Raw genomic sequence first — 26,577 nt, forward strand, 5'->3', positions numbered from 1 at the left:
AAATGAGATTAGCATAAAATTTCATAAATATTAGATGAATAATATGTAAACTTTACTACCATCATTGTACAGTAAGAAGTATAACAAAATAGTAGGGCGCAAATTTGCTCTCTACTTTGTTTGATGGCTGGCGCTGTTAGGCGTTAGGCCTACTTCCAAAACACAAAGACACTCCTTGCACCTTAATTTATGTCGTCTTTGTCTTCAGCCGAACGCTCTTTGTTACCTATGCAATCTCCATCTTCCTTTTCTGAGGCATCACGCCCTTTTCTGACTTGGCAACGTATTCTTGACTGGGCGCAGGAACACTATCGCTGCCGCACCTTTAGCAAAGATGAGCGAATTCCAGCCCGTCCTGGATTGCTTTACTTGGTACAAAGAGGTGCGATCCGCATGGTAGGAACTGCCCAAGTCAGTGCTACTGCGAGTCAGTTAACTTCTCGTCGAATCAACAGAACTCCAGAAGAAGCTTTCTTGGGTTTTGTTGGTGCAGGACAGCCATTTGAAATTGTGGCTCAGTCACCCTTTACGCTGCAAGCTTATGCTCACGTTGACCAAACAGCAGTGTTGTGGATGTACTGGCATGATTTAGATAACTGGCCTCACTTCCGTCGTGAAGTCATGGATGCCTTCAAATACCAGCACCAGCGCAAATTGTTGTGGTTGAGTGCTTTGGGACAACGCCGTACCATCGACCGCCTCTTAGGATTCCTCACTTTGTTAATTGAGGAATATGGAGAGCCTGCTATGAGTGAGACAGACCCCGATGTGATTCGTGGTTATTGTCTGCCTTTCCCCCTCACTCATGCCCAAATTGGTAGCGCGATTGGTTCAACTCGTGTTACTGTCACCCGCTTGATGGGTAAGTTACGTCAACGTGGCTTAATCCTCACTCAAGGGGATAATCTGATTTGTCTGCCAGCAGAGTCAATTAACAGAGCCAGCTAAGAAAGTGTGATTGACCGTCTAGGGCATCTACAATAAGGAACTGCCACTCTGTTCAACAGCAATTAGGAAACAGGTGTTGGCAAAGGTTGACGGTCAAATAAAACAAATCAGTTCCCAAAGACCCGATCAATTTGCAGTAAGTCAGCGCCAGCAACACTTGCTTACTGCTCAAAAAACATCAATCTGTTTGACCACCACAAACAGATTGTGCTATCGGGAAAATCTCCAAATACCAGTCTCAATGTTCGATTGATGCCATTGACCAATACTGTTAGGGAGGACAAGACAGTTCTTGGCATGGTTAAGTACATAGCAAACTGAGTTTGCACTAACTGCAAAGGCTACTTGAACATTGAGGCGAGATTATTGGAGATAGCTAACAGATATTTTCTTGGCTGAATACGTAGCACAAATCAAGTGATTCAGCATCAACAAACCAAACTAATTTCAGAAAAATTAACGCGATCGCCATGAGTATTATTTAGTCAGGCGATCGCTTTGCATTTTAGCAGCTTGTCAAAAATCAATAGTCAACCATCAACATTAGGTCAAATTAAACTGCTGCGATACTATTTTTATAATGTAAATCACATCACATAAACTTATGGAGCCAAACTATTTACCGACAGAGGTGATTTTAAATCATCCTCGTCGCTCCCTGGGTAAAGTTCAACTAGATTGGACACCCCAGCCAGGGAACTACCTCGATTTAGAAGGTAAAACCTACGCAGTTTTAGAACGCCGCCATCGCTATCAATTCAAATCAGGACGTTATCGTCTACATAATATCGCCCTCTATGTGCAGACTGCTCAAAGACCATCTGAGAAAAGTTTAGTTGCAGGGCGTTGGGTAGTTGGGGATGCTAGCTGTGTGTATAACGCCCATTCAGAAATTATTCGCTGTGCGGTTAATCCTAATGGGCCTTGCGAATCCTGTCGTTTTTATGAAGCAGTTAGCAATCTATCAAATTAAGTTAATCTCCATTCCCTAACATTTCACCAACAGTTAAACGCGTACCATTAACAAAATCCCAACCTGATTGGGGACGTTTCCCAGCTAATTGAACCTCTCGCAACAGTAACAAACCTTCACCAGTTTGCACAATTGCACCAATTCCCTTGGCGATGCTAACTATCTCTCCTGGACTACCTGATATATTAGCCAAATTAGGTACTTTTTGAAAGATTTTTTGCAATTCTGGCGGTAGTTCATCTTTGTCAGCCGCGTCAAGGGGAACGGTGGCTGTAATTTTCAAAGTTTGGTCACGAAAGGTGGCTGTGCAGTTGGGATAAAATCCTCGAACTTGGTTATGCAACTGCGTCGCACTTTTTGACCAATCTAAAGCATAGTCTTGCTTTTGAATTAAGGAGGCGTAAGTCGCTGCACTATCATCTTGCGGTATAGGTGTAATCTCTTGATTTTGTAATTTGAGCAAGGTTTCGATTAATAAATCACCGCCAATTTCCGCTAGTCTAGCGGCTACATCCTCAGCATTATCTAACAAACCAATGGGTGTAGTTGCCTTGAGCAGCATTGCCCCAGTATCCATACCCACATCCATTAACATAGTCGTGATCCCTGTTTCTGCTTCACCGTTGTATATACACCATTGAATAGGTGCAGCCCCCCGATATTGAGGCAAAATTGAACCATGCACATTCACACAGCCCAATTTTGGCATATCTAAAATTTTCTGTGACAAAATCTGCCCATAGGCAACCACTACAAACACATCCGCTTCTAATTGCTGGAGTTTAGTTAAAGTTTCAGTATGTTTCTTGACTCGTTGGGGTTGCCATACTGGGATATGATGATGAGTCGCCACAACTTTTACGGGTGAAGGAGTGAGTTTATTACCCCGTTCCCGGCGTTTATCTGGTTGGGTGACGACTGCTAACACCTCGAATTCTGGGTGATTAAGTAATTTTTCGAGCGTAGGAACAGCGAATTGGGGTGTGCCAAAAAATACAATTTTCATAAATTAGTCAATAGTCCTTAGTAAATAGTCATTAATTAGAGTAATCCCAATATTTTGAAGCTGCGGCGCGTGATTTCGATGCGGGTGGGAAGGTCATCATTATTACGGATATCAATATTAGTGGCAAAGAAATATACATTATTTTTCTGCTCTAAATAACCGACAAACCAACCGATATTGGGTTTACGACGGGCAGCCCAGCCCGTTTTTCCTCGCAATATATACTCTGGGGTATGTTCGTAAACCATAATATCTTGTACTAAATCCAAAGTCCGTTGTGAGAAGGGTAATTCTTTGCGCTGAAGACGTTGTAAAAACTCAATCTGTTGTCTGGGGGTAATTTGCAGTGGCCCCTCTAGCCAAAAGCGGTCAATTTGTTCTGGTGTCCCGATTTGAGCATCGCCATAACCGACTTGCTGGATAAATTGCTTCATCCTTTGATAACCAATTTTGCGTGCTAGCACTTGATAAAACCAGACTGTGGAATTTTTGAAAGCTTGACGAATGTTAGTGTCTTGATTCCATGAGGGAAATTCACGCTGAATCCCATCCCAAGTTAAGACAGCGACATCATTGGGAATCACACCCGTTTCTAAGGCTACAAGGGAGTTGAAAATTTTAAATGTCGAAGCGGGAGAGAAGGCTTGTGAATTGCGGAGGGCGTTGTGTTGGTAACATTTGTTGTGATTGCGATCGCAAATCAGAATCGACCCTTTAACACCTAGTTGGGCAAATGAACCTCCTAAGTCAACATTAGCTACTGGTGCAGGTGTCTGATTTTCCTGAGATTTTGCAGGTAAAGGCTGGAAATTACTAATAGTTAAAAATGTTACTAGTATACAAAAAATGATCTTAATTGCTGGTGGTATCCGTCGAATTTTAGGCACAAATATGATTTCCTAACAAAACTGATTTACCACCAGTGATAATACAGCCACTGTGCCTGTAGTTCCATGATGCTCAATTAATCAATTCAGCAAAAATAGTCATTAGTCAACAGTCAATAGTCAATAGTCAATAGTCAATGGTCAATAGTCATTAGTCATTAGTCATTAGTCATTAGTCAGCACTCACCACTTACCACCGGTTAAACGCCGCGCTACCACTAACAGCACGGGCTAAATGCCCCGCTTCCGCTAACAGCACTCATCACTCCCCACTCCCCAATCATGAATAACTGTGTTCACCATGACAAAATCAAGAGTTTCTTGATACACTTATAATTGAATTTCCTAATAGAAAAGTTGATGTTAACGATATATGTAGGCAAAAACCTCATATCTTGGATGCTTTAATCAGCTAATTTTTTGGGAAATGCTTTTTCCTGTCTATTCGGCGAAAAGTGTAGTTACTTTGCTCCAAGGCACAGCACTATCGCAATGATAAAAACGCCAGAAAGAATTTCTGCCCCAGGGTAGATGTGAATGGTGTTTTTCGGGTATTATATGTTGTGCGTCCGCTTTCTTAAACTTTAAAGTAACGCTTCACTCCAACCGTTATCGGGGACTGTACTGTTGTCGCCATTGTAAACAGGAAAGCCTTTCTTGGCTTATCTATGCTTACTCTTACCCCAACAGTTAAATCTTAATAACTGATCTACCTTTGGACTATCTGTGTGTTTAGTCCGAAAAATAATTTTATTTGTCTTTAGGCTGGACTTAGTTCTGTCTAGGGCTAATTTTAACTACCACAAAAAAACTCCATTATAAGCAGTAACATCACTGTGAAGCTGCTGATTTTTTAGTGGATTTTTTAAGCAAAATTACTTAATTTTCATGGGAATTTATCAATTATGAAGACGTATTTAAGTAAACATATCAAACTTTAAAAAAAAATTTTCATAAAGTTAGCAAAAACTTTGAGTTTGTTGTTATACCTGTAATCAAAGCCAGCTTTTTGTCAGATTTTTAAATATCGCTCCTCATACAGCAACCGCCCTTCTGGAGAGTCCACCCATGCTTAAACCCCTTTTGCTGTCAGGATGGTTCCGTGTGCAACCATTTTTCAATTATTTTGTTGTTGTCATGTTGATTGCGCCTTTGGTTGCTGCTTCTGGCCACTCTAGTTCCGCTAAGACATCAAAAGCGGTAGCAAAGATTGCGCCTGAGCCTGAAGAATCTGATGTTGTTTCTCCAGAAAAAGCTGCTGTGAGTGAACCGGAGTTAGCCAAGGTACTAAAAACAGAATCGATTAACTCACTGGGTAGAGAAACAGTAGTGGCATCTCAGGTGATTAGACCACCAATGTTGCCAGCAGATGACACAACTGAGTCCTTATTAGCTCAAGAATATACTAAATCTCATATTGATAATACGGTTGTTAATCCATTGGCAGATGTAGAGCTAGCACCACCGATAACGCTAGAAAAAATACCAGCACAAAGTAGGGTATGGCAGGAATCAGGTGATAATAATCTTTTGGCCGCAGTGCAGCCTCTACCAACTATCTCCACACCTCAAACAGATGCTAATCAAGATGATGTACCTGTGAGTGAACCACAGCCAGAACAAGCTTCAGAAATACCGACTGACCCCATAGGGAGTCCTCACCCGATTCCTTGGCAGTGGATTGTCAGTACGCAAGAGGCCATCGGTTCTAAGGGGGTAACTGGGGTGCGTTACTATCGTAGTGTACCGGTGGTTTCTCCTGATGGGAAGTACGCGGTTTACAGCAGGGTACAAATAGATGTTAAACCCGAAATGTATAACTCGAAAGTGACTAGTGTTCTGTTTGTAGAAAATAGAGAAACTAAGCAATTACGAGTGATGGCTTCTACAACCACCTTGCAAGACCCACTAGTAAAGACACAGACAACAACAGCACCAGAAGATAGTAGAGAAGGTAAAATCGGTGTATTAGTGCCTGTGAGTTGGTCGGAAAAAAGCGATCGCTTCCTAGCACGTAGATTTGAAGGCGTGTTTAACACTGGTGATTCTACTGATCAAGCGGTGATTTGGGATCGGCAGAAAAACCAAGCCAACACAGTCGCGCCGGCTCAAACCGAAGAAGATCACGAAAAAATTGCTGTGTTATTAGGCTGGAGTAAAAACGAACCCGATCATGTACTTTTCCGTGCAGGCGAGATGGGAGAAGAAAACTGGCCTTTAGTGAAAGTAGCTATTGATGGTAAAACAGGAGCAACAACTGAGAGTGATCAACCTGTAACTTTTGGTGACAAACTCTCTAATGTCTGGGCTGGGCCACAGGTTGCTTCACGGTAGCTGGTATTAGCATTGCTACATCAGTAGTTTGTTGTAAATAAGAAAAGCGGTTACTAACTGTAGTAACCGCTTTTTAATTTTTTTAGGTTGTGTCTAGGTTGTTGAATTTGATGAGATTCAATCACTTTTATTCATATGAGTAATGAGTAATAAGTAATGATTAAATACCCATTACTTATTACTCGTTAATTAGAGAAAAGAACCCGAAAAATAAATTTTCCACTGCAAATTTTACTTAGCCAGGAAAGGAAAGGATTGTGTACGAATTTTTCACCTCTGAAAAGGTACAAAATCAACAGCTTACTGTGTCTCTGAGAGCCATTACTCAGTGCTAGGTAAACATAGACGTGTTAGCTATTCTCCTCTCCTTTACCTCTCTGTTTGATTGGAGAAATTAGCAAACAAAATCTCCGCGTACCCAACCTACTACGTTGCGAAACGATACTTGATACCAATACTGACCACCATAAGGATAATCTGTAGAATTGATTACGCTAACGACTGCTCCATTTGGAACTCGGTATACTACACTATAACCAGTTCCCGGCCCACTACGCATATTTAAAAGGCCACCTCTATCTCTCGTACAAACCCGAACAGTGCTACTAAGCAACAAATTTTTGCCGACTTGAGAAGAGCTATAAGCATTAGAATTGTTACCATTGAGATTTGTTGTAGCAGCAGTTGCTGGTAAAGCAGAAGTTGCAAATACGGTGCCAACCATGAGAGAGATGAAAATTTTAGACATTGTATATACTTCCGGGATAAAGTGAAAAAGCTGGAAATGCTTAATTATTGACATCAAGAAATTGGGGTTGATAGGTGCGAAGGAAACTTATCAACCGATCTAAATTCTGTCTACTTACTAATCCAATGCACCCTTTATGGCTGTTGCCAAAAGCATAAACATCAACCTTTAGAGGATTAGAATGTAGTTCTTAATTTCTCTATTTCTCAAATTTATTCGTTGATTTTCGTGATTAACATCCGAACGATTTCGTATTTTGCTGAAAATCAATAAAATTACTGAAAAAATGTTTATATTAGCAAAAATTCGTATATTAATAGAGGTTGATAAATAAGATTTGAGTAATTTAATTATTGAAAATATTGTGATTTTGTATTTTGTGGATAACAATAATCTTGTGTATGTCTTTTAAAACAAGAGTTTTATGCCTCGTTTCTTAATTTATATCGAATGGAAATAATAAATAATTAACCGTATAAAATAAATCAGTATAAATACAAATAATATTTCAGTAAATTAAAGGTTTTTATATTTCATCAAACCTACATGATTCGATTTATATCAGTAAGAGTGCAAATAAACCGAACTATGTAACACTGACCTACTTGGTCAGCTATTAGGTGTATAGTGTGGTGTCACAACGTACTGACTCTTTACACTAATTGGTGTGGCGTTTCGCTCTCGGATTTAACTCAACACTGTTCACTGTTAAGTGTGATACTAGTTAAGCCAGTAGGCATAGTTAAATATAAAGTGTCATTGGGTTCGCGAAGCGTCTTGTAGAGACGCTTCGCGAACCCAATGACAGAAGTCTATGTATTTTTTTATACCCATGCACTTAATATACACTCTGCATAGAAATTTAGGGTGATGTTTCACTCCTTTCCAATTCGGGTATAGCTTCTTTTACTCGTCGGATGGGTAAATTAGCAATTAAAGCGGTAGTGCGTTGATTGCTTTCCAGGGCAAACTCTAGACTTTCGGTGTCTAATTCTACATAGCGGCAGACTACGTCTAAAATTTCTCTACGCATTTTTTCGAGAGTCTGAGCGTCTAAATCGGCACGATCATGAGCGATTACCAATTGCAAGCGGCGTTTGACTTGGGAGCGACTGGTATCGGGACTACGTGAAAACAACTTGTCTATTAATTCGAGGATCATTGCTTGTAGATATGCGGAGACTGAAAGTTAAATTTTGGTGCGTAACAGCTTTCGCAGCCGGGTAAATATATTTTCGTGGGGTGCGTCCAGGTCGAGAAAATCGATTGTTTCTCCTTCCAATCTCCGCGCAATGTTTTCAAAAGCAACAGCCGCCAAAGAAGGGGTGTCACCTAAGACTAAAGGTTCGCCACGATTGGTGGAAACAATTACACGTTCATCATCAGGGAGAACGCCGATTAAGGGTATAGCTAGCAATTCTTGAACATCCTGTACGGACATCATATCATTAGCCCGTACCATTGCCGGTCTGATGCGGTTGATAATGAGGTGAACGCGTTTGATACCTTGAGCTTCTAATAAACCAACTACGCGGTCAGCATCGCGCACGGCGGAAATTTCGGGAGTGGTAACGATGAGGGCTTCTTTGGCTGGGGCGATCGCATTTTTAAAGCCGTTTTCAATCCCCGCCGGACTATCAATAATCACATATTGATACTTTTGTGAGAGTGCATTCACCAATAACTTCATTTGTTCTGGTGTAACTGCATCTTTGGTACGGTTTTGGGCGGCAGGTAGCAGTACCAAGTTGGGTTGACGCTTATCTTTGACTAAGGCTTGTTCTAAGCGACATTCTCTAGAGAGAACTTCTACTGCTGTGTAGACAATCCGATTTTCCAGACCTAAGAGCAAATCTAAATTCCGCAGGCCGAAATCCGCATCGACTAAGGCGACTTGACGACCCATTTTAGCGATCGCCATACCCAAATTTGCGGAAACAGTAGTTTTACCCACACCTCCTTTACCGGAGGTAATGACAATAATACGAGTCATGATACAAGTGTGCTGGATGAGGGTTAAAGAATTATATTAAATGTATTTATGGTGTTTGATTAATTCTAGTCAGTAGGTTTCTAGAAAAATCAGTAGCTTTGACGATGCGGATTCCCCTATCAGTGATGTGTGCTACTTCAGGGAAAAATTGCGTTGGTAATTTTTCTGGTGATCTAGCAACAGCGTCCGCAATTCTGAGCTGGGTGGGTTCCATGTGTAGTGCCATAATTAGACATTCACGATTTCCCGATGCACCAGCATGAGCCACACCCCGGAGACGACCCCAGACTAGGATATCTCCGTCTGCCACTACCATACCACCAGGATTGATATCTCCCAATAAAATTACTGTGCCAGGGTGACGAATTTCTACACCAGAACGGATAGTCATTTCTATGTATAAAGCATCAGCTTGGGGATTAGCGGTGACTTTGGGTTCGGAAGAAAGTATGGTTTCTGGTTGTAATTGTTCTACAGAGTAACCTGATGTGACTGCGGCGATCGCAGTTTGGCGGCGACTGGTGGCGACTGATTTGAGATGTAGTTGGGCTTCACTAAAGGTTTCAGCGAGTTGTTGTAGTTGTCTGGTATCTAACAGACGATCATGTGCTATTAGATGCACGGCAGTATTTGGTGTGCGTAGGCGATCGCTTGCCATTAAGCGTAATTTCAGTTGTTGCCAGATATCAGACCAAGCAAATTCTGATGCCGGAACTTGTAATTCTGTCGGTAAAATTACCAGTAGTTTGCCCTCTTCAGTCTTGAACTGGACTTGAATGTCATTTCTAGCTTGATTTTCCACGAAATCATTAGCATCGAAATCAAGTAATCCAGTATTAGACTCTACATTTGCGGTTTTAGCAGCATTAGTTTCGACATCACTGGGAGTAGAAGGTGGCTGCTCATCCAGTTCCCTATCACCAGCGTCAGTATTTGACTGGAGATAAAGCAGTACAGAATTTAGTTCGGCATCTGGAATAATCGAGTTAGAGTCTTCCTGAAAAACGCCGGAATTTACATCTTTAATCGCACTCTTGGTAGTAAATTCTGCACTAACTGATGCAGAATTCGGCTCTAAATTGGGGATAGCAGAATCAGAACTCATGCGGCTCCAGCCAAAATTAAACAGATAAGGGAGTGGGGAGTGGGTATAAAAAAGTCAAAGATTTTTATCTTTTGATTAATAAGTGGCTTTTGCCTAGTTCCCGGTTGAGCTCTTTTACACCCTGACACCCCTGTAGCTCGAAAGAATTGGTATAGTTACCAATATTAAACTAGTTGCAAAATACGGCAACATTTTCACTTAAGTATTTTTAGTTAATCTTTTGTAAACTGTTGCCAGTGCTTCAGCATCTCCCACATTACCAGGAAATAAAACTACGGGTAAATGCGGAAATTGCGGATGATCGCTAGGGGTAATTACCATCGAACAGCCTGCTAAAATTTGACCTAGTAACCGTGCTGAAGTGAGTTCCAAGCCTGTACTTAAAACATCGTTGGAAGTAATTCCGCCTTTGCTAATTAAAAAACCAATGTCAGAGGGTAAGCCTTGAACAATATCCATTAATAGGCGGGAAACCCTTAAGCCGAATTGTAAGCGGGTGGTGACATCAGGAAATTGCAATTCCTGGCGACTGGTGTAAACTACCGGGGTTTTACTGGTGTTGTGTACTTGGTGAATCTGATCTAAAACTTCACTCAGGAGTGTAGTAGCTGTGTCTGTTTGGTTATCCAGTAACCGCGAGACATTCACCTCAATTCCCACAGTTCCAGCTACTTGTAATAGCGATTCTAGTTGCTGGGTGGTTTTTTTCACATGAGAACCAACGATGACTGCACCCGGTTTACCTTGACGCACATACTCCGCCATATTTTCGGCGGCGATGGGTTGGGGTGGTAAGGCGGCTAAAGCAGTGAGAATACTGGCTGCACTACGGAATAAGAAACGCTTACCTTGACCGGCGGCGGTTAAAATATCTACAGCAAAGCGATTTAGATCCGCTTGAGTTTCGCCATCGACGACACAGCATTGATTACCTGTCAGTTGCAGTAAACGTTCTAAACTACCAGTGCGGATATCAGCGAGTAGAAATCTTTCAACCTCTGACTCAGCAATACCTCCTTGGGTTTTTTCTTCGACATACTTAGGTAAATAGCTGTGGTGGTAAGCAAAAACCGAATCCCGTGCAAACTCAGTCTCATGAACTGGGGTAGGTACACCATCAATCATCAAGTAATGCACACTATCACGGGTGATGCGTCCCCCTTCAAAGAAAGCCGGAACCAGGAAATGAGCGTCAAAAGAACCAAGTTCTTGAGCGATCGCATCAGTTTCAATGGGATAATGTCCCCGCAAAGTAGAATCAGAACGACTCACCACCAAAAAATCAGTCACACCCTCAGCAGCTAAAGCCACCTTGAGGTTTTGACATACTTCTTTTGTTACCGATGCAGCTGATTCTGGCGGTAAGGATCGAGTATTAGTCAAGACAAAGAAAATCGGCGCATCATCCCGTAACCCTAGACGCAAAGTTTCCACATCCCAACGCATTAACAACAAACAGCTATGCACCGTTTGAGAACCGGTAGGATCATCATCCAAGACAATTATTTTAGGTTTGTTATTTTTAGTCATTAGTCATTAGTTATTAGTCAATAGTCAATAGTCAATAGTCAATAGCTATTGATTTTTTCTCCCGTGTCTTCCTTGTCTCCCTTGTCTCCCTTGTCCCTTACCCTACCTATTCCCTGTTCTGAGTGCTTGCACATCCAAAGCAATCTGCAATACTTGATTTAAAAGTAGAGAATATTCACTAGCTTGAGTATTAGCTTGTAAGGATTGGATATTGGTCAAATTATTGACAGATAAATCTTCTTGATTAGCAAACAGTTTTTTATTATCCCGCAAAAGGCGATCGCTTTTGAAAGCACGTACTAAATCTTCTCTTAGGAGTTGTAGGGCTGTGATCACTTTATCTCTATCATTGAGACTATCATCTAGTTCACCTGAGACTGCCAACTGATCATTGACATCGACAGCGACAATCAAGGCGTGATATTGATCAACTGCATCAAATAACTTGGTGAGACTTTTGGGAATCTTGAAACGTGAAAAGAGCGATCGCCCCAGGATGACCACAAAAAATACTATGATGAAGAGAATGATTCCCTGGGGAATCGCTGAACCGATGGTGGGCAAGATAACTAAACCATACACTAAACCCACAACCACAGCAGCGATAATCAGTGATGTCAAAATTTCATTTTGCCAAAATTTTAAACGTTGTTGAGGACTGGCGATCGTTGCAAGTCGCAAAACTTTATCGGGAGACACCCCACTCAAGCGTCTCAATTCTCCCTTGCTAATTTCCAACCCTATCAAATCCGGCTGCACAACTGGAAACTCCTGATAAAGTGCTAGTTGCGTCTTTATTTTAGTGCGGTTTGGGGTTGATGTTGATGCTTCACAAAGACAATTTAGCCCACATGGGAATTAGTTAGGACGGGATTGTCATGGATGCAATTATCCCATCAAAATGAATCCAAGTGACAATTGTGCTTCGCCAAATGAATAATCGACTCTTATTAAAAGAACAATTACAAACCAAACTTGATCAGATACAAACTAAAAGTGATGGATCTTCTGTCACCAATTTACAGTTAGATCAATCCCTAGTCACAGAATTAGAACAACTCACCACAGAGTTAGAAAACTGCAATCCCAATCCTCGTCCCCTATTGTATGCTACAGATTTGTTAGCAGGAGCTTGGCAACTCAAATATTCCACCGCCAGAGAAATCCGCGCTTTAGCTTCCCTTCCGTTGGGATTAACAGTAGATAAGGTATACCAAGTAATTAATGTTACTAAAAAACAATTTTTTAATTTAGCTTTGGTTAAACATTCATTAGGTTTAATATCAGGATATGTCAAAGTCACAGCTAGCTTTGAACCGGCGACGGAAAACGTATCACCCCCACTGAATAGACGTATCAATGTCGATTTTGACAAACGCTATCTAGCCATTGAGAAGATTTTAGGAATAAATACACCACAACTCAACCCATTTAAGATTGTTCCAGCGAATAATCCTCAAGGTAGAACTGCTACCCTTGACATTACTTATTTAGACGAAACCTTGAGGATTGGCAGGGGAGGCGATGAGAGTTTGTTTATTTTGAATAAATCTGCGGATATACCTGATGTGTGAAAATCTGTAGTTTACTGCCATCAGCATCGCCTCAAGAATCTTTGTACTTTTTTCTACGCTTTTGGGTGGATGAATGACTCCGTGAGGATGAGTAGAAATGAATTAAAAGCTTAATAAGAGGATAAATTCATGACTCAAGGTAACGGACATTCCCAAGAACCTATTAGCAACTTAGAATACGACTTTTTGACCGTATTACATAATAAGGCGGAAGCAGTTAGAGCTTATGAAACTTATATTGAAGATGCAAAAGCAGTTAACTCTCAGCCTTGTGTAGACTTATTTCAAAAGTTGCGTCAGTCGGAAATTGAGCAAGCACAAGAAATCCGTCGTCATCTGCAAGCCGTAATGGAACGCGGCAAAATGTAATCTAGGTTTGTAGTAGGAACTTTAGTGCTGAGGTACTTGATAAAAGGACTAAAGTCCTTACTACGAACTAGGGAGTTTTGATAGTTTTTCCGTGGGCTAATTTGATTTCTCCGGTGTTTGGTGTTCCTGTATTGGCAAAATCACAGATTGATTGAAATGGACAAAATCGACAGTGATGTCCAGGATTTGGGGGAAATATTTCATTGAAATTTTGAGATGATTCTTGATATCTCTGGATATCTGATTGATGTTTTTGGGCAATTTTGACTAAGTCTACTTTCAAAGCTTCTAATTCATTATTTTTGAGTTGAATTAATTCTGACTCTTGCCGCATCTCTAAATTATAAAATGAGGCGACGGCTTCCCTACCAGGATATAAATAACTAGCAGCTAATAAATAAACTAATGCTTGTCTTTTATCAAAATTAGATTTGCCAGTTTTAAAATCTACAATATGTAAAGTTTGGGCATCTGATTCAATAAAAACACAGTCCATTGCCGCATATAAGCGAAAACTGTAATTTTTTTCCTCAATTAAAATTGGTTTAGGAAAACCTTCATCGCCGCGAGTTAATTGCAGAATTCTTTTCCCTAAAAGTAAGGGTGCTTCATAATATTTTTTGAGAATTTGTAGGACGCGCTGTTGCACTTGCACAGCCGAATTACTCAATTTTAAAAGTTTAGCAACCTGTTCTACTCCATCGGAGCGCGTTAGCAAATGTCGATTATGATGAAACTCATAAACACCTTTTTGCGCTAGTAACCCGATGCGCTGGGGTGGAGTAGCATTCGCTAATAATGCTTTAACCCGTGGTTCGTGTTGACGCGCTTTAATGAACCCCCGTCTCATATGGCAGTGCCAACGTTCTTGCCCCCTCGCTGGGGCAACTAAAGACCAGAGGTGATAACTAACAAAAAGTCGTTCGGGGGTTGACATTGGTCAATCGCAGTGAGAAATAATACGGTGGAAGACGCTTGCAGCTACGCACGCTTTGCGGGAAGCTTCCTAATAGAGTTCACAAGATATGGGAGAAAGTGGCAAACATGAGTGGTAGCAATTCTAGCAAGATAAAATTTGGTACTGACGGATGGCGAGGAATTATCGCCGATGATTTTACTTTCCCCAATGTGCGGAAAGTAACAAGAGCGATCGCAAGTTATTTAGAAACAGCCTACTCAAAAGATAGACCAGTTCTGATTGCTTACGATACGCGCTTTTTAGCTGACCAGTTTGCCCAGACAGCAGCCCAAGTCTTAGCTGATTTAGGATGGAATGTTAAAATCACTGATCGGGATTGCCCCACACCAGTAATCGCTTATAATGCCCGTCACCTAAATTCGGCGGGGGCGTTGATGTTTACTGCTAGTCACAACCCAGCACCATACTGTGGGATTAAATATATCCCTGACTATGCTGGCCCTGCCACTCCAGAAATTACTGATACTATTGTGGCAAATATAGAAACTGCATCGGATGAGTTGCCAAGTGGCAAACCATCAGGTTCTATTTCTATTTTCGATCCCAAACCAGACTATCTCCAATTTATCTATACATTGCTTGATGTGGAGCGAATTAAGAGCGCGCAGCTAAAAGTCAAGTATGATGCGTTATATTCTACATCCCGTGGCTATTTAGATGAAGTATTGCAACAAAGTGGCACACAATTAGAAAGTTTCCACACTTGGCGCGATGTGCTGTTTGGCGGTGGAATGCCAGAACCCAAAGGGGAACAGCTAGTAGAATTAGTGGAAGCAGTGCGTCGAGATCATGCAGATTTGGGTTTAGCGACAGATGGCGATAGCGATCGCTTTGGTATTGTGGATGAATTAGGCAACGTCCTCACCCCTAACACGGTGCTTTTAGTGTTAGCGAGACATTTAATAAAAAACAAAGGTAAAAGCGGCGCAATCGTTCGCACAGTGGCGACAACACACCTATTAGATAACTTTGCGGCAAAATACGGTTTACCCCTTTACGAGACAGCCGTAGGCTTTAAATATATCGGTGAAAAAATGCGGGAAACCACTGTTTTAATCGGTGGTGAAGAATCCGGCGGTTTAAGTGTAGTTGGGCATATTCCCGAAAAAGACGGCGTTTTAGCTGATATGCTAATCGCAGAGGCGATCGCCTACGAAGGTAAACCCTTGAGTCAATTAGTCAAAGAAGCGATCGCAGAAGCTGACGGCCCACTTTACAACAACCGTTTGGACTTACACTTAACAGAAGCCCATAAGAACGCCGTTATTGACTCCTACACCAAAAATCCGCCCTCTGAAGTAGCTGGAATTGCTGTGAAAGAAGTCGGACGCAAGGATGGGATTAAACTGTATTTAGCTGAAGGTAGCTGGGTGTTGCTGCGTCCTTCCGGTACTGAACCTCTGGTACGCGTTTATTTAGAAACCAACTCCCCAGAGAAACTTAGCCAACTCGCCCAAGAAATGGAAAGCGCGATCGCTAAGTTAGCATAGAACTTTAGACCGCAGATGCACACTGAGATATTTAGTGTACATCTGCATCTATCTATGGTTATATTTTTTATGAAAAGCTTTGCTAATTTTTTGATATCTTTAATTGTGGCGATTTGGGTAGTAGCGATCGCTATTCTTTCCGTCCAAAATTTCGAGCCAGTATCGTTAAAATTCTTAACATTCCAATCAATTAAAATCCCCGTCGGTATAGTCTTGGCGTTTAGTGCTGGTGTGGGATTTGTTGGCGTGTCGATTCTACAACCCCTCTGGAATCTGGCTGATTCTGGTAACTCCCGCTTAGAAGAAGACGCAGAATTTTTCGTTGATGATGAAGATTTTTAACTATGGAAACTGAATATGATTTTAGCCAGGGTAAGCGCGGAGCAATTGAGCCAAAAACACCAGGCAAAACTCAAATTACAATTAGTCTGTCTAGATGATGAAATATTGGCATGGTTTCGTGAGCAAGTTCATCTAGCAGGTGGGGGAAATTACCAAGCGTTGATTAATGATGCTTTACGTGAGTATATTCAGCAACATCATGAACCATTGGGAGAAACCTGGAATCTGACATTTCGAGAAAGATTATAGGTAATTAGCAAATAAGTATTTTCAATTTACTAGTATGGATAACTACGGCACAGATGGAATCATTTTTTTAGCAACGCTAGGCTTTGTGATTCCGTTATTTGTTATTTTCTGGAAATTGTGGAAACAGGAAATCAAAGCATTACTATATGACTATACAAATGATGATTTTGATAAATATGGAATTTTATTGCCATCTTTATGGATGATGGTTCTACCATTTCTAATTCCTACTCTAGTAATTAGACTAGGCAATTCCTTTTGGGACTTTTTGGGGAAAGGTGTATTTCCTGTATTAACGTTTGTGTTGGGTCAATACATAACGCAAAAAGAAAGTGAAAAATCTAAGCTAATAAAAGATTTAGCCTTGGCAAAAAGAATCCATTATGAATTAGATAAAAATTTAAAAATAATAAATAGTAATTTAGAAAGTTTTAGTAATTCAAGAAATTTAGAAACTTTAGACTTAATTTGGTGGGAACAAACAAATTTGTATTTTGAACTTTATTTTAATGATAAAATTAAATTACGAAAGAATGATAATATTGTTTGCTTAAAAATAGAATTGTCACGACTATTCAATTTAATTTATGAATTAAATATTCAAATAAAAAAGAAGAGTGAGATAAAACATCAAATAAGTTACGAAAATGATGCAAATAATGATGACTTAGTTCCACAATTCTTTAACTCATTAGTGTCTGAACTAGAGCTTCAAAGAGAACATGAATTATGCAAAGAAGAAATACAAGGACTAATAGTAGAGCTATCTAAAAAGTTTTTATAGAAATTTAGCAATCATTTATCTTCATAAAATTTAAGTTGAAGAAAATAACATAAAAAATTAATCTTAGCTCAACAACCTTTGTGTGATCGCAATCATCCAACCTGTATTCAAATTATGAAACACTGCTAATTTCTACGATTGCTTCTCCTTGTCGTAGTTGTTCTAGTGCATCAGGAAAAGCGATCATTAGTATTCGCTGCAAATTGCGATTCGTTACGTTACCACAAGTCAGCCAGAGAATTTGCGGTGGTGTTCCTAACCGACAAGCCAAATCAACAAAGTCACTATCTTTGGTCAAAATAACAGCATTAACGGCTCGTGCTTCATTAAAAATCTCAACATCTTTAGCATCTCGTAAACCAAGTTCTCGCAGTGCAGCAGCCTCTACATCGAACGTCTCACTAAGCCAACGCGCTAATGTAGGAGGTAATTGAGCATCAATCCAAATTTTCATGCTGTCAGTCGGGGAAAATCAGTTCGGCGTGCAGCAAACAACAAACAAGCTTGAATATCTTCTGCTTCGAGGTCGGGAAAATCTTCTAGAATCTCAGAAACGCTAACATTCTCCCCCAACATTTCTAAAATATCGCTGACGCGGATTCTCATACCGCGAATACAAGGACGACCTCCACATTGACCAGGAGTTTGGGTAATACGTGTTAATAATTCAACTTTTGAGTTCATTTCGTAACCCAATATAAATTGCTTTGTTCTGATCATACAGAATAAGTCATATTTCTAGCGATCGCCTCAGTTCAGCGTAAAGCGATGTCAGAGACAAGCCGCTTCTCTACGAGACGCTACGCGAACGCGTCTACGCACTCAGTTTAATGACAGTTAAAATAACAAGTAGGAGGTTAAATCATACCTAAAATTTCTCAAGAGATATACAACTAAGTTATTCGTGACTTACCATGACTCAAGCCCTACGCAAGCTGACTACATTTGATGAGTTTGTTGCTAAATATCCAGATGGAACAGGGAAACTTTATGAACTCCATGATGGAGTAGTAGTTGAAATACCACAACCCACAGGAGAACATGAAGAAGTCACTGGATTTTTAGCCTTTGAAATTACTAGAGAGTGTATTCGGTTAAATCTGTCCTATTTCATACCCAAGACAGCATTAGTCAAACCACCTGAAAGTGAATCAGCTTACTCGCCGGATGTGCTGTTATTAAATCGCCCTAATTTAACCAATGAACCTCTATGGAAAAAAGAATCTACCGTCATTCAGGTGATATCAATTCCATTAATTATTGAAGTTGTAAGTACGGCAGTTGCTTCAAGCCGGGAAACCCGTCCAACGCACTGCCTCACAAATTGGCGTGATGATTATTTGAAAAAATACGCTGATTATGAGGTAATGGGGATTTCTGAATACTGGATTGTAGATTATACAGGATTGGGAGGTAGAGAGTTTATAGGTAATCCTAAACAGCCTACTATTTTAGTTTGTTGTTTAGAAGAAGGTGAGTATACTGTAAGAAAATTTAGAGGTGACAACCGTATTCAATCTGTAACCTTCCCTGATTTGAATTTAACTGCACAACAAATTTTCAACGCTAGTTTGTGATTATGGCTGTAAATTACCACAATATTATTACAATTGAACCAGGAAAAAGAGGCGGTAAACCTTGTATTCGCGGAATGCGAATAACTGTGTATGATGTGTTATCTTATCTTGCTTCTGGTATGACCTACGAGGAAATACTTGATGATTTTCCTTATTTAACGCAAGAGGATATTTTAGCTTGCCTCAGCTACGCAGCCGATAGAGAAAGACAAATGCTTACTATGCCAGCATGAAATTACTTTTTGACCATAATCTCTCACCTCGATTAGTAGATCAATTGGCTGATATTTACCCAAACTCTCAGCACCTTTTTCTTATTGGTTTAGATCAGGCAGATGATCGAATTGTGTGGGAGTATGCACAACAAGGTAAATTCACTGTTGTGACTAGAGATGCTGATTTTAATGAATTAAGTATTCTTAGAGGATTTCCACCGAAAGTTATCTGGATTCGTCGTGGTAATTGTTCAACCAAACAAATTGTAGAAATCTTGCGATCGCATTTATAAGACATCCAAGCTTTTACTCAAAATCCCAATCTAGGAGTATTGACACTGTATTAATCTGAAAAAACTGCTAATTTTGTTAGCTATGGGTTAACTGTAGCTTGAGATAATCGATAAAATCTAACAGTTCAGTATCAGAGAGTTGATAGCGCGATCGCTTGCCATATTTTTGCTGTAAAAACTCCCTTCCCTGCTCTGGACTCCAATTTAATTGTGATAGATAATTATCAGTTTTGGCGATAAAACCTGCGCGATTCTCAGACGAAATTAACTCTTGATTGTAATTTTGAATATTGTTAATTTTAACGCTAACTTTCTGTCCTAGAGCTTGCCAATCTATTTCCTTATGTCCATCCCAGCTAACACCTACAGCACGATAAGTTACTGGATTATATATAGTACAAAAGACAATTGTTTTATCACCAGGACTAACAGAAATTGTGAGAGGTTGAGATAACTGTTCATGTGTCAAAACATCTAGTGAAAGTAACAAACTTTTAGAAAAATAAGATTCACTACCTGAGCGAACTACATAAGGCTTATCCGCCAAAATATGTAAATCAGTTTTTTCAGCTTCACCGTGTGATGTTTCAACTTTCTTATTAACTTCAATCCCTGTAATTACTCCGGTCAAAGCCCTATCATAAATCGGAATTGGTTTAGTATCATCCGAGAGCATATACCAACAGTGATCACTTTCCTTACTCACAAAAACATACTGAGGCTTGGGGATAGAGCCGAACCCTAATTTAACATCCATAAATAACTTAATAATTGTCAGTGTAGAACCTCTTTAATAGATATAATTCCCTAACTATCAAGCTAATTAACACTTAAAACCCTCCGCGATCCTTTGCGCTTCCCTCCCTTCGGGTTCACCAGTCGTCTACGGAGGGAAACCCTCCTACAACGCTGGTTCACCGCGCTCCCTTTGCGTTAAAAAATAAAACCCCACTCCCAGCCAAAATCTCAGCCATGAAGTGAGGTATTCAAGCAGATTAAATTCAAACTATAGTTTCCGGTTCATAACCCAAAGCCTTTAACTTGCTTTCTAATTTCTGTACCCTATCTTCTGCTTCTAAACGCAGTTGTTCTTCTATACTCAACCGTGCTTCTGCTTCTATAATCCGTTCTTCTGGCGTGAGCAATCGGCGTTTCTGCTCATCATACCAGTACAACCATTCTCTTGCTATCCCTTGATAAAGACCTCTTTCTTTACCAATTCCTAAACCAATTTCTGGTAGCCAAATGGGATTTCCTGATAACAGGAAATATTCCCCATCTTCTAGGCGATAGACTTCCAAAGGAGACTTTTTACGCCGGAAAGGATTGTATACAACGTAATACAAAACTCCCATTTCAGCATAAATATCTTTTTTGGTACTGTATTCGCCTAAATGTTTGGGAGAAGCCACTTCTATAGCTAGCATAGGCGGATTTTCTTCTTCCCACAGCACATAGCTGAGGCGTAAATCCCCATGCACAAAACGCTTAACTCCGACACTTAAGAAACCATCAGGGACGATCGCTGGCTTTTTTGGGTCATAATGAATACCCATATTTACACCAAAGTACCAATCCCATCGGTCTAACCAAACTAAAGCCAGTGTCGCTTTTAGTAAACTTGGAATTAATTCTTGTATTTCATTATCCACAGGCGTGTCCTCGGAGTTCGGTAGCTCTTCGGAAGATGGTAAACAGTGTAACGAGTTGTAGTTTAACATGAGAGGTTTTCTCTGACTCTAGTTTTAGATAGAGAAATGTATCAAGAGAGAATAAGTGTCAGTAACTAAAGATAAATAGTGTGTTCTCTTGAGATACCAGACACTATCAAAGGATAATAAATTTAAGGGTACATGGAAAAGATTTATATTTTCTTAATAGGAGTGTAACTGATGAGTCAAACCCCTGTTAACATCACTTATTCATTAGAGGAAATCTTAGGACAAATCAATCAGAAGCTAGATACCTTACAAAAAGACGTTACAGAAATTAAAATCGGGCAAGCCAAAATGGAAGCGGAACTCAAGGGAGACATTAAGGCTTTAGAAGCGGAACTCAAGGGAGAAATTAAAGCTTTAGATATGGAGGTGAAAGGAATCGGTAAGCGGTTAGATACCCAAGAGTTTATCAATCGTTCTGTAGTGGTTGGCTTTGTCTTAGCCTTGACAGCCGGAGTCATCAAATTATTTTTTCCCAGTTTATCTAACTAGCAGAGAACCCCACCTTCTGCAAGAAAGCGGGGTTCTATAATCTCACAATGCTCACGAATCCCAACTAATTACCAATTGCTGGTGCATTGAAAGAAACTTCTGTAGTTTCTGTTTTTTGATCCGCTAAAGTAGGAACGGAATCACGCAATCTAGCTGTTAGTTGTACGGTTGTAGCGTCGTACATCTGAGTCAGTAATTTGGGATAGAAACCAATACCAATAATTGGCACTAACAAACAAGCAATGATAAAGACTTCGCGGGGTTCAGCATCAATCAAAGCTTGATGAGAAACTAATTCTTCGTTTTCCTGTCCGTAGAAAATTTCGCGCAACATTGACAACAGATAAATAGGAGTTAAAATCACTCCCACTGCCATCAAAAATACTACGATGACTTTAAAAGTAGAGCTATAAGCGTCACTGGTAGCAAAGCCAACGAATACCATTAACTCTGCCACGAAACCACTCATTCCTGGTAGTGCTAAAGAAGCCATTGAACAAGCGGTGAACATGGCGAAAATCTTTTGCATCCGCTTACCAACACCACCCATTTCATCTAACATCAGGGTATGTGTTCGGTCATAGGTTGCACCCACGAGGAAGAATAAACTCGCCCCGATTAAACCGTGGGATACCATTTGCAAGACTGCGCCACTTAACCCTAAATCGGTAAAGGAAGCAAACCCGATAATCACAAACCCCATGTGCGAAATTGAGGAGTAAGCAATTTTGCGTTTGAGGTTGCGTTGGGCAAAAGACGTTAAGGCTGCATAGATGATGTTCACTACCCCCAAAATTACTAAAGCTGGGGCAAAGTAAGCATGGGCATCGGGTAGCATCTGGGCATTCATGCGAATTAGGGCATAACCACCCATTTTCAGCAGAATACCAGCCAGTAACATATGCACGGGGGCTGTAGCTTCACCGTGGGCATCTGGTAGCCAAGTATGCAGGGGAATGATGGGCAATTTGACAGCGTAAGCAATCAGGAAGCCACCGTAAAGTAACAGTTGGAAATTGAGGGCGTAATCTTTAAGGCCGAGCGATCGCATATCAAAGGTGACTGTATCGCCATAAAAGGCCATAGTCAATGCTGCCACCAAAATAAACAGCGAACCGCCTGCGGTGTACAAAATAAACTTTGTGGCTGCATACTGACGCTTCTTACCGCCCCAAATCGCCAGTAGCAGGTAAACGGGAATTAATTCCAGTTCCCACACCAGGAAAAACAGCAGCATATCCTGCACAGCGAAGACAGCGATTTGTCCGCCGTACATCGCCAACAGTAAAAAGTAAAATAGCCTGGGCTTGAGAGTCACAGGCCAGGCGGCTAAAGTTGCTAGGGTGGTAATGAATCCAGTCAAAATAATGAGGGGCATGGACAAGCCATCAGCCCCCACTGACCAATTCAAATCTAACTGGGGAACCCAGGGATAACTTTCTACAAGTTGTAAATTGGGGTTAGAAAAGTCGTACCCAGTATAAAAAGCGTAGACAATCAGCGCAAAGTCTATCAACCCGACAATCAGGGAATACCAGCGCACGGTTTTGCCGTCTTTATCTGGGATAATGGGGATTAGTAGCGACGCTGCGATCGGTAACAAGATAATCGTCGTCAGCCACGGAAAATTAGCTGTATTCATTACAATTCGTCTGCTATCAAAATCATGTTTGCCAAAAAGCCACTAGTTATTAACTAACAGCTTTTTGACGATTTGGCATTTATTGTTAGTTTGATTTAATCAAATCAGCAAGCCCCGATTTTTAGCTTGGTAGTCTTTTTTGACTTGTTTGGTATCAAATTTCTGGCTAAACGCAGTCACTCAAATTTAAAAGGACACATAAAATGCAAATTACCATCGAAATCCCTGATGATATTGCTCATCAACTAGCTAATACCCCTGACCAACTTTCCCGGCGCGCTCTAGAATCTTTGGTGGTTGAAGCTTATCGCCATCAGCAAATCTCGACAGCCCAAGTTCAGCGTCTGTTAAATCTCTCTTCTCGACTAGCTACGGATGCTTTTCTTAAAACTTATGAAGCTTATCTGCCTTATACCGCAGCAGACTTAGAGGAAGACTTAAAAGCTATTGACAAAGCAATTACCCAGTAATGACCATTGTTTGCGACACTTCACCCTTGTGCTACCTCATTTTAATTGATGAAGTTGAAGTTTTGCCTCAACTTTTTGGTCGCATTATCATCCCCAATGCTGTCTGCATAGAACTCCTTGCTGAAGGCTCTTACATCCAGGTTCAAAAATGGATTGCCCAACCTCCAAGCTGGTTAGAAATTCACTCTAACACGTCTCTTTTACCCAACTTATCCAGCAAACTAGGTATAGGTGAGCAAGAAGCCATTTCTCTATCTGTCCAACTTGACGCATCTCTCATAATTTTAGATGATATGGATGCTCGACAGGCAGCGATCGCTTACGGTCTGAATGTAACAGGCTTACTCGGTGTTCTTTATCGTGCAGGTACTCAAGATATCATCAATTTCCCTAATGCCATCTCTCAATTGCAATTAACTACCTTTCGTGCTTCTTCTGCCCTAATCCAAAGTTTTTTAGATCGTTATTACCAAGAACGAAGTTAGTTTTACTAGCACAGATAGAATTATTGGCTAAAAAACTAGGATTTTGCCTGAGTCTCATTATTACATTAGGACAGTAAAAACTCTACCTATGGGTGGCTGTCTGGAATTTTGAATTTTGAATTTATTTATGAAACCCTGAAAAAATTTAGGGGCAGACGTGTGTCCACCCCTATAAAAATCAGGTGACACCGAAGAAAATAACTAAACCCAAAACAGCCCCAAAGATGATGAGGGCGTAAAATTGAGCGCGACCATTTTCTAGGTATTTCAGACCTTCACCACTAACGAGGGTGAAAAAGCCTGTAAGGTTAACTGCACCATCAACAACGCGGAAGTCTACTTCCATGACTTGTCTAGCTAGGCGACGTAAGCCAAGAACAAAGACACGGTGGTAAATGTCATCGAAGTACCACTTGTTGAGGGAGAGTTCATAGAGTGGCTTGATTTTAGCAGCGATCGCAGCTGGGTCGATTTTACGCTGCCAGTACATCAAAGAAGCTAGGGTAATCCCAATTAAGGACACACCTACTGAACCACCCGCCATGATGTAAAACTCATGGGGGTCAAACTCGGCAGCTTTTTCGATAATTTCCGCCAAACTTTCATTTGGTGAGAAAATAAATCTCTCGAAGTAATTGTTGTAGGGTGTACCTACTAAACCAATCACTATTGAAGGTATGGCTAATACTAGCAATGGTAGGGTCATTGTCCACGGCGATTCATGGGGTGAATCACTGTGATGTCCGTGACCATCATGATGACCGTCTGTAGCTGCTAGTTCCCCTTTCTTCATTGCCCCAGGGCCAAAATTAACGGCGGGTGCGGCTGATTCTAGTTGCAGAACAGCTGATGCTGCTTTTTTGAGCTTATCTTTGATTTTCTGGTCATTACCCCGGAATTTACCTTCAAATGTCGAGAAATACATCCTGAACATATAAAAGGCAGTAATCCCAGCAGTCATCCAGCCAATAAACCACAGCAGAGGGTTAGCCTCATAGGCTGCACCAAGAATTTCGTCTTTTGACCAGAAGCCAGCAAAGGGAGGAATCCCCGAAATTGCCAAGCACCCAATCAAAAAGGTCAATCCTGTGATGGGCATATACTTGCGTAGTCCGCCCATTAAGCGCATGTCCTGTGCCAATGCGGGGTCATGACCAACCACCCCTTCCATACCATGAATGACTGAACCAGAACCTAAAAACAGCATCGCCTTGAAGTAGGCGTGGGTCATCAGGTGAAATAAACCCGCACTGTAAGCACCTACCCCCATCGCCATCACCATGTAGCCTAACTGGGAGATGGTGGAGTAAGCCAAACCCTTTTTGATGTCGTTTTGGGTAATGGCAATGGTTGCCCCCAAAAACGCTGTAAATGCCCCAGTAAAGGCAATGACATTCATCGCTGCTGGGACGTGTTCAAAGACGGGGTACATCCGGGCAATTAAAAATACCCCGGCTGCCACCATTGTGGCGGCGTGAATTAAGGCAGAAATAGGAGTCGGGCCTTCCATCGCATCTGGTAGCCAGACGTGGAGAGGAAATTGGGCTGACTTAGCGACAGGGCCGAGGAAGACTAAAATTGCAAACAGAACTGCCAGGAAATTGCTCAGAGAGCCTGTTTGTACCAGTTCTCCTAAGCGTTCGCCCATTACAGTGAAATCGAAGCTGCCTGTTGCCCAAAATAGCCCCAGAATCCCCAGGAGTAGACCAAAGTCACCCACCCGGTTAGTCACAAATGCTTTTTGACAAGCATCTGCTGCTGATTTGCGATCGTACCAAAAGCCCACCAGCAAGTAGGAACACATCCCCACCAATTCCCAGAAAATATAAATCTGGACTAGGTTAGGGCTGACAACCAGACCCAACATTGAAGAGCCAAATAAGCTCAAATAAGCGTAAAACCTCACGTACCCTGGGTCATGAGCCATGTAGCCATCAGTGTAAACCATGACTAAGAAGGCTACTGTTGTGACAATCACCAGCATGAGGGCTGTGAGATTATCGATAGTGTAACCCATGCTCAGATGGAAATTACCTGCTGCTGCCCATTCCAGAGTACGTAGATAGGTTGGGTGTCCTTGGAGTTGACTCCAAAGTAAGGCAAACGACAAACCCATCGCTGCGCCCATTAGGGAAATGATCAACACAGCATTGAGCTGCCGCAGGCGGTTTGTCGTTTGATTTAACGAAATTAAGCCTAGACCAACTAGCATTGCCCCCAAAAGTGGCAATACGGGAATTAGCCAGGCGTACTGATAGATTACTTCCATCACTGACGCGTACTTTTAGGATTTTTGACTATCTTTGGACTTTACTGTACAGTTTTCGCCGTCAGCAACTATCCATGTCGTAACTGTTAACAATTGTGACACACA

Annotated in this window: 30 protein-coding genes; 15 read left to right on the forward strand and 15 right to left on the reverse strand. The window is 41.1% G+C overall.

Translation table 11 applies throughout. The features are described 5' to 3' along the window. Positions 1–189 precede the first annotated feature (189 nt). Together CLI64_RS04150 and CLI64_RS04155 are read left to right on the forward strand one after the other, a co-directional pair. On the forward strand, positions 190–948 hold the full coding sequence (locus tag CLI64_RS04150) for a Crp/Fnr family transcriptional regulator (protein WP_103136037.1): 759 nt from the start codon (positions 190–192) through the stop codon (positions 946–948). Between the two features lie 604 nt (positions 949–1,552). Next, positions 1,553–1,921: a DUF6464 family protein gene (locus CLI64_RS04155; RefSeq protein WP_103136038.1), complete on the forward strand. Its 369-nt coding sequence runs from the start codon at positions 1,553–1,555 to the stop codon at positions 1,919–1,921. A gap of 1 nt (position 1,922) precedes the next feature. Here the strand turns inward: CLI64_RS04155 and fmt are convergent, their stop codons facing one another. Next, the gene (gene fmt / locus CLI64_RS04160; RefSeq protein WP_103136039.1) at positions 1,923–2,927 is read right to left on the reverse strand and encodes a methionyl-tRNA formyltransferase; all 1,005 of its coding nucleotides are present in this window, start codon (positions 2,925–2,927) and stop codon (positions 1,923–1,925) included. 35 nt (positions 2,928–2,962) lie between these two features. Next, entirely contained in the window at positions 2,963–3,805 is an 843-nt protein-coding gene (blaOXA, locus tag CLI64_RS04165; RefSeq protein WP_192881729.1) for a class D beta-lactamase, read from the reverse strand. Positions 3,806–4,882: 1,077 nt separating this feature from the next. Between blaOXA and CLI64_RS04170 the strand changes: the two genes are divergently transcribed. Beyond that, a complete protein-coding gene (locus tag CLI64_RS04170; RefSeq protein WP_103136041.1) occupies positions 4,883–6,148 on the forward strand; it encodes a hypothetical protein in 1,266 nt (421 codons plus the stop codon). A gap of 394 nt (positions 6,149–6,542) precedes the next feature. Here the strand turns inward: CLI64_RS04170 and CLI64_RS04175 are convergent, their stop codons facing one another. The 6 genes from CLI64_RS04175 to CLI64_RS04200 form a co-directional block, all read right to left on the reverse strand. Then, complete coding sequence (locus CLI64_RS04175; RefSeq protein WP_157943187.1) at positions 6,543–6,872, reverse strand: SH3 domain-containing protein; 330 nt, start codon at positions 6,870–6,872, stop codon at positions 6,543–6,545. An 886-nt stretch (positions 6,873–7,758) separates the two neighbouring features. Beyond that, positions 7,759–8,058: a cell division topological specificity factor MinE gene (minE, locus tag CLI64_RS04180; protein ID WP_103136043.1), complete on the reverse strand. Its 300-nt coding sequence runs from the start codon at positions 8,056–8,058 to the stop codon at positions 7,759–7,761. A 27-nt stretch (positions 8,059–8,085) separates the two neighbouring features. Next, positions 8,086–8,889, reverse strand: coding sequence for a septum site-determining protein MinD (minD, locus tag CLI64_RS04185; RefSeq protein WP_103136044.1), 804 nt, complete (start codon positions 8,887–8,889; stop codon positions 8,086–8,088). 46 nt (positions 8,890–8,935) lie between these two features. Next, the gene (gene minC / locus CLI64_RS04190; protein WP_103136045.1) at positions 8,936–9,994 is read right to left on the reverse strand and encodes a septum site-determining protein MinC; all 1,059 of its coding nucleotides are present in this window, start codon (positions 9,992–9,994) and stop codon (positions 8,936–8,938) included. A gap of 198 nt (positions 9,995–10,192) precedes the next feature. Then, entirely contained in the window at positions 10,193–11,524 is a 1,332-nt protein-coding gene (locus CLI64_RS04195; RefSeq protein ID WP_103136046.1) for a four-carbon acid sugar kinase family protein, read from the reverse strand. A gap of 102 nt (positions 11,525–11,626) precedes the next feature. Next, on the reverse strand, positions 11,627–12,283 hold the full coding sequence (locus CLI64_RS04200; protein WP_103136047.1) for a hypothetical protein: 657 nt from the start codon (positions 12,281–12,283) through the stop codon (positions 11,627–11,629). Between the two features lie 173 nt (positions 12,284–12,456). Between CLI64_RS04200 and CLI64_RS04205 the strand changes: the two genes are divergently transcribed. Together CLI64_RS04205 and CLI64_RS04210 are read left to right on the forward strand one after the other, a co-directional pair. Beyond that, positions 12,457–13,098, forward strand: coding sequence for a PAP/fibrillin family protein (locus CLI64_RS04205; RefSeq protein WP_103136048.1), 642 nt, complete (start codon positions 12,457–12,459; stop codon positions 13,096–13,098). A 129-nt stretch (positions 13,099–13,227) separates the two neighbouring features. Next, positions 13,228–13,467 carry a hypothetical protein gene (locus CLI64_RS04210; RefSeq protein ID WP_103136049.1) on the forward strand — a complete coding sequence of 80 codons (240 nt, stop codon included), beginning with the start codon at positions 13,228–13,230 and terminating at the stop codon, positions 13,465–13,467. Between the two features lie 67 nt (positions 13,468–13,534). Here CLI64_RS04210 and CLI64_RS04215 read toward each other — a convergent pair whose 3' ends face one another. Further along, the gene (locus tag CLI64_RS04215) at positions 13,535–14,404 is read right to left on the reverse strand and encodes a PD-(D/E)XK nuclease family protein (RefSeq protein ID WP_103136050.1); all 870 of its coding nucleotides are present in this window, start codon (positions 14,402–14,404) and stop codon (positions 13,535–13,537) included. Positions 14,405–14,511: 107 nt separating this feature from the next. On the opposite strand from CLI64_RS04215, the gene CLI64_RS04220 reads away from it, so the two are divergent. The 4 genes from CLI64_RS04220 to CLI64_RS04235 all read left to right on the forward strand — a co-directional run bounded on the left by CLI64_RS04220 (position 14,512) and on the right by CLI64_RS04235 (position 17,311). After that, entirely contained in the window at positions 14,512–15,936 is a 1,425-nt protein-coding gene (locus CLI64_RS04220; RefSeq protein ID WP_103136051.1) for a phosphoglucomutase/phosphomannomutase family protein, read from the forward strand. Between the two features lie 69 nt (positions 15,937–16,005). Next, positions 16,006–16,278: a lipopolysaccharide assembly protein LapA domain-containing protein gene (locus tag CLI64_RS04225; protein WP_103140585.1), complete on the forward strand. Its 273-nt coding sequence runs from the start codon at positions 16,006–16,008 to the stop codon at positions 16,276–16,278. Positions 16,279–16,293: 15 nt separating this feature from the next. Next, entirely contained in the window at positions 16,294–16,527 is a 234-nt protein-coding gene (locus tag CLI64_RS04230) for a BrnA antitoxin family protein (RefSeq protein ID WP_225977507.1), read from the forward strand. Positions 16,528–16,561: 34 nt separating this feature from the next. Beyond that, entirely contained in the window at positions 16,562–17,311 is a 750-nt protein-coding gene (locus CLI64_RS04235; protein ID WP_103136052.1) for a hypothetical protein, read from the forward strand. A 112-nt stretch (positions 17,312–17,423) separates the two neighbouring features. Here CLI64_RS04235 and CLI64_RS04240 read toward each other — a convergent pair whose 3' ends face one another. Both CLI64_RS04240 and CLI64_RS04245 read right to left on the reverse strand, forming a co-directional pair. Then, positions 17,424–17,765 (reverse strand): DUF5615 family PIN-like protein, encoded by a 342-nt coding sequence (locus tag CLI64_RS04240; RefSeq protein ID WP_103136053.1) that lies wholly within the window; start codon positions 17,763–17,765, stop codon positions 17,424–17,426. Next, the gene (locus tag CLI64_RS04245; protein WP_103140586.1) at positions 17,762–17,995 is read right to left on the reverse strand and encodes a DUF433 domain-containing protein; all 234 of its coding nucleotides are present in this window, start codon (positions 17,993–17,995) and stop codon (positions 17,762–17,764) included. Before CLI64_RS04245 ends, CLI64_RS04240 begins: the two co-directional genes overlap by 4 nt. Before the next feature lie 230 nt (positions 17,996–18,225). Here CLI64_RS04245 and CLI64_RS04250 point away from each other — a divergent pair, with 230 nt between their 5' ends. Genes CLI64_RS04250 through CLI64_RS04260 form a run of 3 tightly spaced genes read left to right on the forward strand, consistent with a single transcriptional unit; the run spans position 18,226 to position 19,396 of the window. Further along, the gene (locus CLI64_RS04250; protein ID WP_103136054.1) at positions 18,226–18,888 is read left to right on the forward strand and encodes a Uma2 family endonuclease; all 663 of its coding nucleotides are present in this window, start codon (positions 18,226–18,228) and stop codon (positions 18,886–18,888) included. 2 nt (positions 18,889–18,890) lie between these two features. Next, on the forward strand, positions 18,891–19,121 hold the full coding sequence (locus CLI64_RS04255; RefSeq protein ID WP_103136055.1) for a DUF433 domain-containing protein: 231 nt from the start codon (positions 18,891–18,893) through the stop codon (positions 19,119–19,121). Next, positions 19,118–19,396, forward strand: a complete 279-nt coding sequence (locus CLI64_RS04260) for a DUF5615 family PIN-like protein (RefSeq protein ID WP_103136056.1) — start codon at positions 19,118–19,120, stop codon at positions 19,394–19,396. Before CLI64_RS04255 ends, CLI64_RS04260 begins: the two co-directional genes overlap by 4 nt. Positions 19,397–19,472: 76 nt before the next feature. Here the strand turns inward: CLI64_RS04260 and CLI64_RS04265 are convergent, their stop codons facing one another. Together CLI64_RS04265 and CLI64_RS04270 are read right to left on the reverse strand one after the other, a co-directional pair. Then, complete coding sequence (locus CLI64_RS04265) at positions 19,473–20,153, reverse strand: hypothetical protein (protein WP_103136057.1); 681 nt, start codon at positions 20,151–20,153, stop codon at positions 19,473–19,475. 244 nt (positions 20,154–20,397) lie between these two features. Continuing rightward, positions 20,398–21,117, reverse strand: a complete 720-nt coding sequence (locus CLI64_RS04270; RefSeq protein WP_103136058.1) for a Uma2 family endonuclease — start codon at positions 21,115–21,117, stop codon at positions 20,398–20,400. Between the two features lie 171 nt (positions 21,118–21,288). Between CLI64_RS04270 and CLI64_RS04275 the strand changes: the two genes are divergently transcribed. After that, entirely contained in the window at positions 21,289–21,606 is a 318-nt protein-coding gene (locus tag CLI64_RS04275; protein WP_103136059.1) for a hypothetical protein, read from the forward strand. Between the two features lie 64 nt (positions 21,607–21,670). On the opposite strand, the gene ndhD1 is transcribed toward CLI64_RS04275, so the two are convergent. Further along, a complete protein-coding gene (gene ndhD1, locus CLI64_RS04280; RefSeq protein WP_103136060.1) occupies positions 21,671–23,248 on the reverse strand; it encodes a photosynthetic/respiratory NAD(P)H-quinone oxidoreductase subunit D1 in 1,578 nt (525 codons plus the stop codon). Between the two features lie 203 nt (positions 23,249–23,451). Here ndhD1 and CLI64_RS04285 point away from each other — a divergent pair, with 203 nt between their 5' ends. Together CLI64_RS04285 and CLI64_RS04290 are read left to right on the forward strand one after the other, a co-directional pair. Next, positions 23,452–23,718, forward strand: a complete 267-nt coding sequence (locus CLI64_RS04285; protein WP_103136061.1) for a UPF0175 family protein — start codon at positions 23,452–23,454, stop codon at positions 23,716–23,718. Beyond that, complete coding sequence (locus tag CLI64_RS04290) at positions 23,718–24,203, forward strand: DUF3368 domain-containing protein (protein WP_103136062.1); 486 nt, start codon at positions 23,718–23,720, stop codon at positions 24,201–24,203. The genes CLI64_RS04285 and CLI64_RS04290 overlap by 1 nt, the downstream gene beginning before the upstream one ends. Positions 24,204–24,381: 178 nt before the next feature. Here CLI64_RS04290 and CLI64_RS04295 read toward each other — a convergent pair whose 3' ends face one another. Next, the gene (locus CLI64_RS04295; protein ID WP_103136063.1) at positions 24,382–26,472 is read right to left on the reverse strand and encodes an NAD(P)H-quinone oxidoreductase subunit 5; all 2,091 of its coding nucleotides are present in this window, start codon (positions 26,470–26,472) and stop codon (positions 24,382–24,384) included. Between the last annotated feature and the right edge of the window lie 105 nt (positions 26,473–26,577).

Origin of the sequence: Nostoc sp. CENA543, from assembly GCF_002896875.1 — a bacterium.
GTDB lineage: Bacteria > Cyanobacteriota > Cyanobacteriia > Cyanobacteriales > Nostocaceae > Trichormus.